The sequence below is a fragment of the Limnospira sp. genome (genome assembly GCF_051859755.1).
In the GTDB taxonomy this organism is placed as follows: Bacteria; Cyanobacteriota; Cyanobacteriia; order Cyanobacteriales; family Microcoleaceae; genus Limnospira; species Limnospira fusiformis.
The window spans coordinates 1-13000 of record NZ_JBIMLI010000143.1; the positions used below are offsets into that span (position 1 = coordinate 1).

A 13000-nucleotide genomic window follows, 5' to 3' on the forward strand; every position below is an offset into this window, starting at 1 on the left:
CGAAGGTCTCGCACCATACTTGGTATTATACCGTATTGCCGTAAAATGTTAACCTAATTTGAGATTAAATCATGCTCTCGACTGCATCAGTTCTCCCAAGTCTAAGTGTCCGACTGGATGGCAATCTTGGCAAGTAGCAAAGTTAAAACTGGCAAATAGACGCTCTGGTGGGCTGGGTCAGACGGGCTAAATAGGGACATCAGGGCATCATCAACTACTGAGGCGAGCCCTGGTAGAGGAGTTACGTCCTGTGTTGTAAGGCTGGTCACGTTTTGCCAAGGTGTTTTTGTAGTAGGCGATGAATGAATTGGTAGCGTGAGCCTATTTTTCTGAGCAACAGTAACCCGGTGGCATCATTTAAAAATTGGGCATAGTTCCAGGGTGCATCTCCTTCTCCCCATAGGACAAATCGCAAGATCAGGCGTTCGATCGCCAATTTTAGGCTCAACGGTTGGTAGGTGAGGGCTAATATGATTCCTAGGGTCATGGCGGCGATTAACAATGGCAGCGATCGCCAAATGATTGCTAGGATCATGATTGCTATAATTGACCACCAAATCCCACTTTCGACTATCTTCATACCCAGATGATAAGCCCGTTCTTGTTCGCGGGTATGTAGCCAGGTTTTCGGGATGCGATCGAGGATAAAATCTTGAGTTTGTTCTTTTTCCAGGCGTTTGGCGAGTTCTGTTAGCCAGTGGCGGAATTGTTCGGAACTGTAGTTTTTTCCGGCATCACTATTATGATGGCGATCGCGTAAGCTAGAAATTTGATGGCGCAGATAGGCTTTTAATAAATACTCTTGTTGATCATCAATGGTGTTTAAATGTTTCCAAGATGAGATTAAGATATTTTCATAAGCTAGGGTCATCATTGTTAAAAATAATGGCTTTTGGGCGATTTTTAATAACTGTGGTTCTTCTTCGATGTCATGCCAAAGTTCCCGACTTCTAGCATTCATTAAATACTTGTGTATCTGTCGATTAGTCAAGGGACGTAACAATATTGCACCATTTAGTTGCAACCTTGCCTGACAGGGATGATAGGATTTGACGGTGCTAGATACTACTAAATGTAGGGGGGAGAGATGACTGTCTAAAAAATCATTAATATATTGAATACAGGATTCCCGATGATGTTCTTCGACCTCATCGAAACCATCCAATAAGGGGAGAATCTGGAGTTGTTCCATCCAGTAGCGTCCTGATTCGGGAGCGATCGCATATTTGAGGTGCATTTGCTCTACCATCCAATCGGAGATAGACTGTTGCTCAATTCGCCAAGATGATAAATTGAGCCAAATCGGCATAGGTTCATGTTCATCAGATAAGGCTCTCTCTACTAAGACCTTAGCCAGTCCCACCAGGGTGGTAGTTTTCCCGGAACCAGTCCCCCCCAAAATCAACAGGCGGCCATCAATGTGATCGAATACTTCAATAATTCCGGCATTAGCTGCTAATTTCACACTAGGGCGGCTGCCTATTTTCACTTCCACATCCCAAGCGCGCCTCATGCGTAGGGGGGGTTTTTCCTGGGCTAACTTGGTGAGAACATGGCGATGGGGAGACTGTAGCCGATATTGTCTCACCTCCTGTTTAACTTGGGTGAGTAATTGATGGCGTTTGGGAACTTGTACCCGAGTACCAGTTAATCTAGGCATTGAATAGAGTCAGGATTTGCGATCGGGACAGGAAATAATGGTTATGTTAAAAATACACTGAACTATGACTTTAGGGATAATTATCATGTTAAGTTTTAGGTTAGAGTCCTGAAGGATTGGGGAAGAGGGGGTAAGTTTTGATATATTTGGAATTGGGAACTCTGCAATTTTTGAAGATGATTTTTGTCTACCAGCGAGGTCTGTCCCATGTCCTTCAAACCCAAGCAATTGATAGTTGCCAGTGTAGCCGGACTGGTGACAGCAGTTATAGTAGCAGCGATCGCTATTCAGTGGCGATCTTCACAGGAAACTCCCGCCGCCTCACCTCAAGGAACAGTTACTGATTCCCCGGTTCCTAGTGCGCCAAGTCAAGCACCTGGGGTTATAGAGTCGCCACCAATTGTGGTGAGACCCCCGACAACTGGCTGCGAGATTACTATGGCAATTGTCCAAGACCCTGACCCTCCTTTAAATGTACGGCGCGCGCCTCAAGTTCAGGAAGGTAACATTGTTGGTCAACTACCCAATAATACTTTTATTTCGGTAGTAAATGAGCAAGACGGTTGGCTAGAAATTAGCGATCCGGTTCCGGGATGGGTTGCTAAAAACCGAACCCATAGCAGTTGTCCGAATGTCCGCCAACCGATTCAATTTTTACCGGGTGGTAATTCAGCTATTATCCAAGGTGAAATTATTGGCGGTGGTAGCCATAGCTATACCTTGGAAGCTGAAGCAGGTCAAACCCTGACAGTTACGGCGGAAAACTCTATTTTCCCCTATATTATCACTCCAGATGGTCAACTTTTAGGGGATGATGTTAATGCTAATGATGACCTAACGGAATGGACGGGAATGATTCCGGAATCGGGAACCTATACTTTCGAGCTTGACTCGAATTTCCGAGGTTTTACCTATGAGTTTTTGGTGAGATTAGAATGAGGTAAATGCTTTAATTTTTGCACAACACCAACATATCCTGATAACTAGCGGAACGACTCCGACGACACCACATCCCATAATCTTGGCGTTGTACTGATAGACCAGAATCCTTAATCCAATCCATTACTAATGCTTCGGGATGTGCGATCGCATCTTCGGGATTATCAGGATCATCGATAAAACTTTCGCCGACAGCATAGGCAAAATTCCGGGAACTGCGACCGGATTTAATCAAGGATTCGGTTTCATCATTTAATAGAAAAAACGTGCATAAACACCTACCACCCGGCTTTAACACTCGCGCTATCTGTTGTAAATAATTCCGACTGGCGGCTGCATATAAATGGGTAAAAACGGAAGTTAACAGCACAAAATTAAATTGGTTATTAGGGTAGGGAAACACAAAATTTTCGGCGGGAGTTTTGCCAGTGGGATTATAGCGATCGCTGTATAAATCCGCACATTCAAAATGAAAATTAGGACGGGTAGCACTAATCACTTGCTGACACCAATCAATCCAATGGGGAACAATATCAAACCCGTGATAAGAGGCTTGAGAGTTGAGATAATAAGCCAAACCATAAGCGATGCGACCGACCCCGCAACCCGCATCAAGAACCGCCTCTGCTGGTTGTAAATTGGCTTTATTAACAAAGTGTCCTAAAAAGTCCGCCGCCACAAACTTAAAACTACCACCGACCCCAACCCGATCGCTTTTTTCGGGAACCGGAAGCGAAGGTTCCAAGAACCCAAATAAAACATCACCTTCTCCCGATGCAAATATAGGAGTTAGCCTTACCAAACTATTGAATAAACCTGTTTGTTGAATCCAACTTAGGGGGATATAAATTAAAAATCTAGCCTGGTCAGCGTGATCTAAACTAGGAAATAACTGTTGGACATCCTGACTAATTAACCCTTTCTCTACCCGAAACTCAGGAACATCTAAGCCACCAATATTAATACGAAAATCCAGGACGGGACCACCTCCCCAGGAAGCAGACCAACCTTTAAGGCGTACCAGATCACCTTCTAAGGTAACTTGACCAAGACAGCCAAGGGTTTCGAGGCTTTTAGTTGCAGTCATAACCAGATGAACACTATAGAATAATGGTCTATCCTACAGCAGAATAGACCAATTATCGCATTTTCTCAGAAATCGAAAGTATAAACTTAATGGGGTGCTAAACTCTGATGGTATCTATAGGATTTATCTGGGGATTTCGATGTCTTCACTTTCATTATCTTCAGTTATTTCGGGGGTTATGGGTAGTTCTGGGAGCCGAGTATTTAAGGTGGTTGATACCAATATATATCCCAAATAAGCGGGGAGAATAATGGCGATTAAAAAGGCGAAACCTGTTAGTAAACCCATCAAGTTAAAACTAGACCCATAGGAAGACCGATAGGGGTCAATCAAGGCTACCTGATCTGACTGGGATGGTTGGTAGTTGCTAGGACGACGAAAGCGAATGCGGCGATCGTCTAGTTTTTCCACCATTACCCAACCAGCGATCGCCTCTTCCTGACAAAGTTTTTCAAAGGTTTTAGGGTTCCGAAATAAATCTCTTTGAGCGCGAACAATTTTATATTCCCAGTCTTGATGATTAGGGGAGGATATCTGAGATTGAGATGATGCAATAGTGGTGGTGTTAGGATTATCGGAATCATAATGAGTCAAGATTTCTTCCTCCTCTTCATATTCTTGTTGTTGTTCATCCTGCAATTGACATAGCCAGCTTCCAGCGAGGACGGCTTCCACACCGAGGCTGCTGACCATCAAGCCTAAAATAACCACCTCATTCATAGGGCTTTACTCCCTGTAGTCTGGAATTGAAAAGCCTCTGGTAAGGCTCCAGACCAGCCATTCGACAAATAACCCTCAATTAGGTAATCTGAACCGATCGCTCGCAGGCTTACTGCTTCTAGGGATAAGGCTTCAGTCATTTGACTAAAGCCTAAATTACCGACCGGAGAGGGTGCAGCCTGTCCACCAATAATTTTAGGAGCAATAAACGCCAAAATCTTGTGAACGCACCCCTGAGTTATGGCTTCAGAGGCTAGACGACCCCCACATTCCCATAGCACGGACAAAAATTGACGCTCATAGAAATATGACATAACTTTAGCGGGTGTCAATGGTGCAAATTCCAGCACCTCTACCCCCTTTTTCCGCAAGTGTTCTTGGAAATCGGGACGGGAACCAACTTCTGTAAAAACTATGGTAGCAGCCTCGGAAGTGTCCCACAGTCGCGCTGATGATGGTAAATCTAAACTACGACTCATGACTACCCGCAACGGGTTGGGTTCCCCTTGACCGTGGGTGGTTAAGTGAGGATTATCTCGCCTGACCGTATTTCCCCCCACAATTACCGCATCACAGGCGACCCGTAGACGGTGGACTTCCTGGCGAGCGATCGCACCTGTTACCCAAGCACTATGACCTGTATCTGTGGCTATTTTCCCATCCAGGGTCATGGCGTATTTCAATATACCAAAGGTTTGTTTATAAATAATCCGATGAACAAATGCTTCGTTTAATTTTAAACAGGCTGATTCTTCTACTCCCACAATTACTTCTATTCCGGCTTGGCGCAGTTTAGCAATTCCCTGTCCACCTACCAGAGGATTCGGATCCACCATTCCCGCCACTACTTTAGCAACTCCTGCTTTAATTAACGCTTCGCTACAGGGGGGAGTTCTTCCGTAATGGTTACACGGTTCTAGGTTCACATATACTGTCGCTCCCCTGGCTAATTCTCCCGCAGACCGCAAGGCGAAAATTTCTGCATGGGGTTGTCCTGGTCCGGGGTGAAATCCCTCCCCGATAATTTGGTCATCACGGACAATCACACAACCTACTAGGGGATTTGGTGCCGTTTTTCCTAGCCCTTCCTTTGCCAGATTTAGACAATTACGCATCATCTGGCGGTCAAATTCTGAGACAGATTGAGCATTTGGTAAATTCATCAGCCGACAATTTTTGTTAAAGGGGTTGACAGGGGCTCAGGATTAATGATAGTATATTTGTATTAAGTTTAATAATGGAGTACTGCCTAAAATAAAAATTTTGCAACCATCCCATTATATTAAAAGTGTAGCGCAAGTGCCGCGAAAAAGCAACCCCCCTCCCCAAAAAAAAATTTTTTGCAACAAAACTTAATTTTTTTTTACAAAAGTTAACATTAGGCGAGCCAGAAGGGGGCAAGAAGATTGTATACAAAAAAGCTGCCCCAATGTTAAGTCAGTTAAATGTTGGCGAAGGTCCCATGTAAGCCATAGGGGATATGGTGTTGAAGGTGTAAGGTAGCGATCGCATTTTTTTCAAGGTTTTTCGCATCCAAAATAACGACATCTGAGCGATGGTGTTGTGCATTATAAACGAGAGTCAATAACCAGCCATCATCTTCGGAGGTAGCATGAGGACGGGGAACAAAGACAGGTTCTCCGGTAAAGCCGTGTGGTGCGGCAGTCCAAAGTTGACGCAAACCGGTTTCCAGGTCAAACTTAATAATCGCCTGAAGGGGTGCATTTCCCTGGCTATTATGGGCGGCGGCGGAGTAGAGATATCGGTAAGGGCGACCGACAGAATTAGGGTGAGTAGTAGGAAACTCACAACAGCGAGATTCTATTAATTGACGCTGAACCTGTCCGGTAGTGAGGTCAAGGGTAAACCGCCAGAGTTGACCAGGTTCTAAGGCATTAAAATCAGTATCGCGAAAATTAGCTTGTGGGTCAACCCCTGGTAAAGATTGGTAACATATAGAATCAACGCCAATCTTATTTTCCTGTTCAAAAGCATTAGCATGATGGAAAACAAAGCCAGATTGAGCGTCAAAATGTCGGATATTTTGTCGTTGTGCGGGGTCACGAGGAATAACAATGATGCGGGTAGGTTGATTAGCTTGAAAATGCACACATTGTCCTGCGCCACAGAGTCCAAACAGATAAGGAAGGGGATTAAATTTTACAGGATTTTGGAAGAAAATACAGTAGTTAGGGGTGATGGCAAAATCATGGATAAAGGCAAATCCGGGGACTGTATGGGCGTATTTTTGTAGGAGGCTACCATGGCTGTCGAGTTCATAAATACGGATAGTGGTTGATAGTCCTGGTTTAATGGAAAAATTAACTAAACTTGGGGAACCGCCATTAAACTTAGAACTGGGGTCAATGCGGGGGTGGGCGGCGAAAGATTCTCCGGGTTCGAGGATACCGTTAAGGTTATCTAGCCCAATAGTTTCTAAGGTTTGATGGTTGAGATGATAGGGTAGGTCTGCTTCCCATAAGGCGAGTAATTTACCACCCCAATAAATGACTTGAGTATTGGCAATATTTTTAATCCGCAGGTCAAAGGCGTTGTGGAGAAAACCGCCAGGCTTTTGGGTTCCAAATACACCGCGATAAAGAATAGTTTTGGCTTGTTGTTCGTCTATATAGCCTTGGGTGCGGACATAGCGATTTTGATAGTGTGCTTGTCCGTCCTGAAAACGGATAGCGGAAATCATGCCATCTCCATCAAAGGGGTGATGAATGGGTAAGCCACCGATATCTAATAAACCGGGACCGTTACGGAATAGGGTTCCTTTCAGGTCTGGGGGGATTTCTCCATCAATATTGGTGATGGTATAGTTGTATTCATTGGGTTGAGACAAATAGCCTTTTTGCCATTCTTGGGGGTTATATGATAGTTGATTTTGGGAGGGTTCAGATATGGTATTTTGCATGATTCAATGATTTGGTTTAAGGTGATTAACTGAGAAATTATGGTTAATTGATATCAGACATCAGTTAGTAGATATATTTAGTATATATCAAGATGTGTGATAGGTCAAGATAGGTTGAGAATAGCAGGCATAAATCCCGCCGATTAGGTGAGGGGGAGGGAGTCGGAAAGGGGGATTGATTACCGATTCCCAGTTATTAATTAATCGGTGGTGACTAATTCGGGGACTAATTCTGCGGTTGATTCTAGGTTGGGTGAATGGATGTTATGGGTGTTAGTTTCGGCGGTGGTAGATGGTAGCCAGCGAATTAGGGGTAATGGTAAAAGGGTAGTTAAGTTAGTGATAATGACTAACAACCATAATTTATCGAAGTTAGTCTCGGTGACTCCTAATAAGTGGGTGAGAAGTGCGCCAGACTCGTGGGATAGGAGTCGGGAAAGGTTAGAGATGGACATTAATAGGGCGAAAAGAGTGGCTTCTACACCGGGGGGACATAGGCGGGCGGCGAGGACTAAAACAGGCATATAGGCGATTTCTCCGGCTACGGTGAGGATGAGACTATCTCCGAGGCTAAACCAGTGGTCGTCTATTCCTAGGGCGCGGTTGGTGTGGGTAACTAGGAGTAACATGGTCATACCGAGGGCGGCGGAGAGAAGGGTTGAGACTAGGAAGATTTTACGGAAGGGGACAGATTTAAAGAATCGCTGAAATAACCAAATACCGAGGAGGGCGGCGATACTGGTAACTAGGCGGACTCGTCCTAAAAACTCTGGTTGAAATCCTAATTCGTTGGTGGTGAAATAGAAAAAGGCTGAGTCGGCGGTGGGGGTAGCTTGCCACAAGAAGATAAAGGCAGTGGGTAGCCAGATGGATTTTTGGGTGATGGCAGCCCGCAGTTGTTGGACTTGGTGTTTGACGGTTTGCCAATTGGAGATGTTAGTAATTTTATCTTCAGCGATCGCCCATGCGACAACCATCACCAATAGGGGAAAGGTAGCGGTAATGAGGAAAACTGTTTCGGAGGTAAAGATTTCCAGGAGATAGCCGCTGAGGTAGGCGGTAATTAACCCCCCCAGGGCTGAGGAAGCCCAACAGAGGGATTGAAGGGAACCGATATTGCTGATAGACTCGTTTCGCGCCCTTTCTACAACTAAGGAGTCTACAATCACATCGCTGATAGCTACGGATAGGGAATTAAGGGCGATCGCAATTGTCGCGGTAATGGGATGATCAACGAAGGTAGCTAGGTAAACCCAGGAGAAAGTCCCCATTAACCCGGATAGGATTAAATAGGGTCGGCGGCGATATCCAAAAATTGGCAACCCGTCGGACATAAAGCCGAATAGGGGTTTAATCACCCAGGGAATAGAGACTATTCCGAATAGGGCGGCGGTTTCGGCGGGACTCATACCCAAATCATCTTTGAGGAAGAAGCTAACGGCGAGACGGGAGAGGCCCAGAATACCTTGCACAAAGTACACGGTCAGAATAGCGACCAATTCTGGGTTAGGTTCATTGCCAAATAGTATATGCTTCTTGAGCCATGCCTTGGTATTGCCAAAGCTAACTGGGGATAATTCCATTTTGTAAACAAAAGTTAAGAAATTTCAATATTGATATCATAGCGAGTTCAATCAAAAACGACACAATGATGCGATCGCTTTAAGTCTAGGCAGTATAAATCACTATGGAAACGGCATTTGATCAGTGGTGGCATCTAATCTTAGGGGCGCTGTCCCTAAACCGAGATGCTTTTGTAGAAATTAATATCCTACCCCTAGGTAGAGGACTAGCCCTAACAATAGTGTTGGTGGCGGGAGTCTCCCAGGCGATAGGTCAATCGATTGTTTTATTTATTAACCGAGTCCGACCCTTCCGATTTGTGCTGAGTTTAGGAATGGCCGCGATTTTGTTTGTGTTCACGTTTTGGTTTTGGGCGGCGAGTATTTGGCTAGTCCACAATGCGATATTTAATAGCGGACTTAACCTACAAGCAACGATTACGACGCTAGGATTAAGCTACGCGCCGCAAATTTTACGATTCATAGTGGGTCTTCCCTATTTTGGCGTTCCCATTGGTGTATTTCTGTCGATTTGGTCATTACTAGCGGAAGTAACGGCGATTAAAGCAGTAACCAATTTTGACACCTGGGCTACTTTTTCGTCGGTAGGGTTAGGCTGGGTACTATTGCAGATTTTACAACGAACGATCGGCAGTCCGTTAATGATTCTGGGTCAAAAGTTAACTAACCTAGTGGCGGGAACCGAGGTAGTAACCGATCGCCAAAAACTCACACAAATGGTGATATCAGGTAATATCGAAAGCATCGATGATGTGGGTAATGAAGTAATACTGGATGCTGCGACCCGCCACAGTCCAGAAACCATCAAACGCAACCGGGCGATCCAATTGATCGCATTAGGATTAACGGGGTTTTTCGTGTTTGTGTTAATTTCCTCCCAGTCCCCAGGTTGGTTTAGTCGTTGGTACAATGCGTTAGAACAAACTTTGCAATTAGCGATCGACCTGACGACTATTGGCTTGATCGCGCTATTCTTTTCGATATTCCTAACTCCCCTAGAAGCCCTAAGTTGGTGGGCGGGATGGTATGGCGATCGCACCCTGAAATATACAGGAACCCCGGTCAAAGAAATCGAGAACCCCAACAGTATTTCCCGTTATGTAATGTACCTAGACGGTATCAATCAAGGTTCCCATGAATACCTCCCCCAAGTTGAAAATATGTTGGATAAGGTAGCTGAGTCCTTACCTGATGATATTCTCATCGTCAAAGGAATCATGCCTTATAGTGTCACCAATAAACCCCTAACCTCAGACCGTCCCCTATCGTTTATTTGGCAAATCATTGAATCAATATCCCTAAAAAATCCGGCTAACCCGATCGCTTTTATTATCAATTTCCGCAATGTAGTTTCTGTAGCGATCGCCGCCGACCCCCGTTATGGTCCGATTCAAAACCAAGGATTAGCCCAAGTCATTTATAATAGTCTAATTAGCTTTGGCTATCCCCTCGGTAGTGGTAAACCGATTACCCTGATTGGTTACAGTGGGGGTGGTCAGATGTCTATGGGTGCGGTTAGCTTCCTGAAATACAATATTAATGCCCCCATTGAGGTGATTTCTTTAGCGGGGGTAATTAGTGGGAATACCGGGGCTATGGCGATTCAAAGACTCTATCACCTAGTGGGGGAAAAAGATAATGTGGAAAAACTCGGTCCGATTATGTTTTCAGGACGCTGGCCGATTTCCGTTCTTTCTAATTGGAATTGTGCCAAAAGACGGGGCAGAATTATCTTGATTTCTTTGGGTCCAGTAGGTCATAATGGCGATGATGGACCCATGGGGGATGCGCTGTTACCGGACGGACGGACGCACCTGGAACAGACGGTGCAAATTATTACAGGTATTCTCTGTCAAAATTGGGAAATCACCGGATTAGACCCGCAGAAGTTTATCACCATTAGCGAATATGAACGCTACAAGCAGGGGTTATTTAATCAGGTGGGTTATTATCCAATTCAACAAAGGTTAAATCCCGAGTTATATCACCCCAATTATACTTGGATAGGTCGGTTAATTTTACCAAGTAAAGATGAACGGGAAACCCTGAAAGGGGTGCGGCTGGAAATTTATCATGCTGACCCGGAAAATCAACATCGCATCGGACAGGTAGTAATTTTGCGCTGGAGTGATGAACAGTGGGTGCAAAACTACTCGAAATTGTTAAAAATGGATGTGAATTTCTCTGATCAAGCGCGGCTTAGTCAACGACAGGGAAAGGTTCATCCTCACCGACTTGATGGTTGGGAAAATGTCGATCCTTTGGAGTCTTTGGCGGGGGCGAGACCTGATGATGATATGATTGTGGCACTTCGTGAACCGGTGGTAATTAAGGATACTGGGGAGGGTGTTCCGGTGGTGTATATTCAACGGGAACCGATGCAAATTTCCGGGCGGTTTTATGGGGTGGTAAGGTTTGTTAAAAACTTGGGCAATGACCTGTTTCAAGTTCGGCATTTTAACCCGTCTACAGGGGATTTTGATGGGTATGAGGAGATAGTTTATATGCCGACGGTAATCCCTAATCGTAATGGGGTTTATTCTTTTAATAATCAGGGGGTGGAAGAGTCTCCGGTTAACAGCGGAGGATGGTATATTTATGGGGCGAGAAATAAGCAAGGTCGGTTTACGGTACAGGCGATCGCACCTAGGGAAATGTTCCGCCTCTCCCCTCAACGGGTGATTCACGGTCTGACACCATGCTTGGATTACTTTAGGCGTGATTATTTGAGTAATTTAAAGGCGGAAAAGGGGCAGATGAAAAATGTGTTATTATCTCCGCACAATGAGGGTGAAGATGATCATATGGCGATTTCTCAATGGCGAGAAGGCGATCGCGCTTTGATGATGCACCTGTTTGGCGGTATTGGCGGAAAGAAAGCCGAATTAGCATCAATGAAAATCTATTTTGGGCATTTTGCTTTCGGGGTAGCTACGGTGAAACGAGACCCTTTAACGGGGGAGTTACGTTTTGCGATCGAGTACCGACAAATTTATACTAATAATACTGATGGTATTATTTCTGGGGCGAATGCTTGGGAACATTATGGAGGCGATCGTCAATGGGGATGGTTGGGTGTGCGACCATTATGCGAAACTCTAATTAAGTTTAGCCCCCTCACCGAAGATTATGATTTTGATGGCATCAAATTCTCCCCCCTAAATGCCGTTATTCAGGAATTAGATATTATGGCTGCGCGTTATCGTGTCGGAGACGGAACCGGAACTACTTTTGTGAGTCCCGTTAATTCCTGTTGTCAGGACTCTAGCCAAGCCTTATATTCCTCTTTGCGGCAAATTTTAGCCGAGTTAGAATTAAATCCCCTCATCATTAAATGGATGCGAGAACACCCTAATCATGAGCAAACTCTCCGTTTCCAACAGTTAGGCGATTTACTGAATACCCTCGAACATTATTTAACCCCCATGGGAAAGGTACGCCCAGACTGGCGATTTAATGCCCCCAAATTAGGTGATTTGACTGTCGAAAAACCCCGCGACACTCTGATTAAGGCTTTGTCTAGTTGGCGAACTCTTCTACCTCGTTGGGTTCACGACCAAATCGCCATGATTTTTCTGCAATTAGGGGCTGATTTATGGATGCTCAGGACTAATCAAGTAGGTGGTTTTGACCCCGATATTGAACCAGTAGCACCTACATATTTTCGATTAGGAGTCCCTCACATTAAACCCGCCAAAAAGAACTGGTCTTAGCTAGTTAATTCCGTCTCTCTTTCAGGTAATTTTACCGGGAGAGACTGAACCCCTCCCCAAACCATTATATATGTCGGCACGGTTTCCCATTCTTTAATAATAAGTCAAGTTCCGGTATTTGTCAAGAGAAAAACCTGGGATTTTTAGAGCCTATTTTAAGTAGGTTGGGTGGAGGAACGGAACCCAACGCCACCATCTCACCGTACCCAGAGCGATCGCCTATTTGAGTAGGTTGGGGGGTCCGAACGCCACCCCACACCACCATCTCACCCCTGTTGGGTTTCACCCAACCTACTATTCGGAGCGATCGCCTATTTGAGTAGGTTGGGGGGTCCGAACGCCACCCCACACCACCATCTCACCCCTGTTGGGTTTCAC

General features: G+C 45.0%; 8 protein-coding genes. 2 read left to right on the forward strand and 6 right to left on the reverse strand.

Going from position 1 to position 13000, the window contains the following annotated elements:
• Positions 1 to 265: 265 nt before the first annotated feature.
• On the reverse strand, positions 266 to 1660 hold the full coding sequence (locus ACTIE0_RS19695; protein ID WP_006670285.1) for an NACHT domain-containing protein: 1395 nt from the start codon (positions 1658 to 1660) through the stop codon (positions 266 to 268).
• A gap of 207 nt (positions 1661 to 1867) precedes the next feature.
• Here ACTIE0_RS19695 and ACTIE0_RS19700 point away from each other — a divergent pair, with 207 nt between their 5' ends.
• Positions 1868 to 2599: an SH3 domain-containing protein gene (locus ACTIE0_RS19700; protein WP_006621297.1), complete on the forward strand. Its 732-nt coding sequence runs from the start codon at positions 1868 to 1870 to the stop codon at positions 2597 to 2599.
• 10 nt (positions 2600 to 2609) lie between these two features.
• Here the strand turns inward: ACTIE0_RS19700 and ACTIE0_RS19705 are convergent, their stop codons facing one another.
• From ACTIE0_RS19705 to ACTIE0_RS19725, 5 genes are all read right to left on the reverse strand, one after another.
• Positions 2610 to 3686: a class I SAM-dependent methyltransferase gene (locus tag ACTIE0_RS19705; protein WP_006670284.1), complete on the reverse strand. Its 1077-nt coding sequence runs from the start codon at positions 3684 to 3686 to the stop codon at positions 2610 to 2612.
• A 123-nt stretch (positions 3687 to 3809) separates the two neighbouring features.
• Positions 3810 to 4406, reverse strand: coding sequence for a hypothetical protein (locus tag ACTIE0_RS19710; protein WP_006621295.1), 597 nt, complete (start codon positions 4404 to 4406; stop codon positions 3810 to 3812).
• Complete coding sequence (gene ribD, locus ACTIE0_RS19715; protein ID WP_006670283.1) at positions 4403 to 5569, reverse strand: bifunctional diaminohydroxyphosphoribosylaminopyrimidine deaminase/5-amino-6-(5-phosphoribosylamino)uracil reductase RibD; 1167 nt, start codon at positions 5567 to 5569, stop codon at positions 4403 to 4405. Before ribD ends, ACTIE0_RS19710 begins: the two co-directional genes overlap by 4 nt.
• 278 nt (positions 5570 to 5847) lie before the next feature.
• The gene (locus tag ACTIE0_RS19720) at positions 5848 to 7326 is read right to left on the reverse strand and encodes a carotenoid oxygenase family protein (protein WP_006621292.1); all 1479 of its coding nucleotides are present in this window, start codon (positions 7324 to 7326) and stop codon (positions 5848 to 5850) included.
• A 200-nt stretch (positions 7327 to 7526) separates the two neighbouring features.
• Positions 7527 to 8909 (reverse strand): folate/biopterin family MFS transporter, encoded by a 1383-nt coding sequence (locus tag ACTIE0_RS19725; RefSeq protein ID WP_006621291.1) that lies wholly within the window; start codon positions 8907 to 8909, stop codon positions 7527 to 7529.
• 104 nt (positions 8910 to 9013) lie between these two features.
• On the opposite strand from ACTIE0_RS19725, the gene ACTIE0_RS19730 reads away from it, so the two are divergent.
• Positions 9014 to 12622 (forward strand): Yip1 family protein, encoded by a 3609-nt coding sequence (locus ACTIE0_RS19730; protein WP_006670282.1) that lies wholly within the window; start codon positions 9014 to 9016, stop codon positions 12620 to 12622.
• Positions 12623 to 13000 lie beyond the last annotated feature (378 nt).

Coding starts and splice junctions, on each gene's coding strand:
- ACTIE0_RS19695 (WP_006670285.1), bottom strand. CDS start 1,660: ATGCCTAGATTAACTGGTACTCGGGTACAAGTTCCCAAACGCCATCAA.
- ACTIE0_RS19700 (WP_006621297.1), top strand. CDS start 1,868: ATGTCCTTCAAACCCAAGCAATTGATAGTTGCCAGTGTAGCCGGACTG.
- ACTIE0_RS19705 (WP_006670284.1), bottom strand. CDS start 3,686: ATGACTGCAACTAAAAGCCTCGAAACCCTTGGCTGTCTTGGTCAAGTT.
- ACTIE0_RS19710 (WP_006621295.1), bottom strand. CDS start 4,406: ATGAATGAGGTGGTTATTTTAGGCTTGATGGTCAGCAGCCTCGGTGTG.
- ribD (WP_006670283.1), bottom strand. CDS start 5,569: ATGAATTTACCAAATGCTCAATCTGTCTCAGAATTTGACCGCCAGATG.
- ACTIE0_RS19720 (WP_006621292.1), bottom strand. CDS start 7,326: ATGCAAAATACCATATCTGAACCCTCCCAAAATCAACTATCATATAAC.
- ACTIE0_RS19725 (WP_006621291.1), bottom strand. CDS start 8,909: ATGGAATTATCCCCAGTTAGCTTTGGCAATACCAAGGCATGGCTCAAG.
- ACTIE0_RS19730 (WP_006670282.1), top strand. CDS start 9,014: ATGGAAACGGCATTTGATCAGTGGTGGCATCTAATCTTAGGGGCGCTG.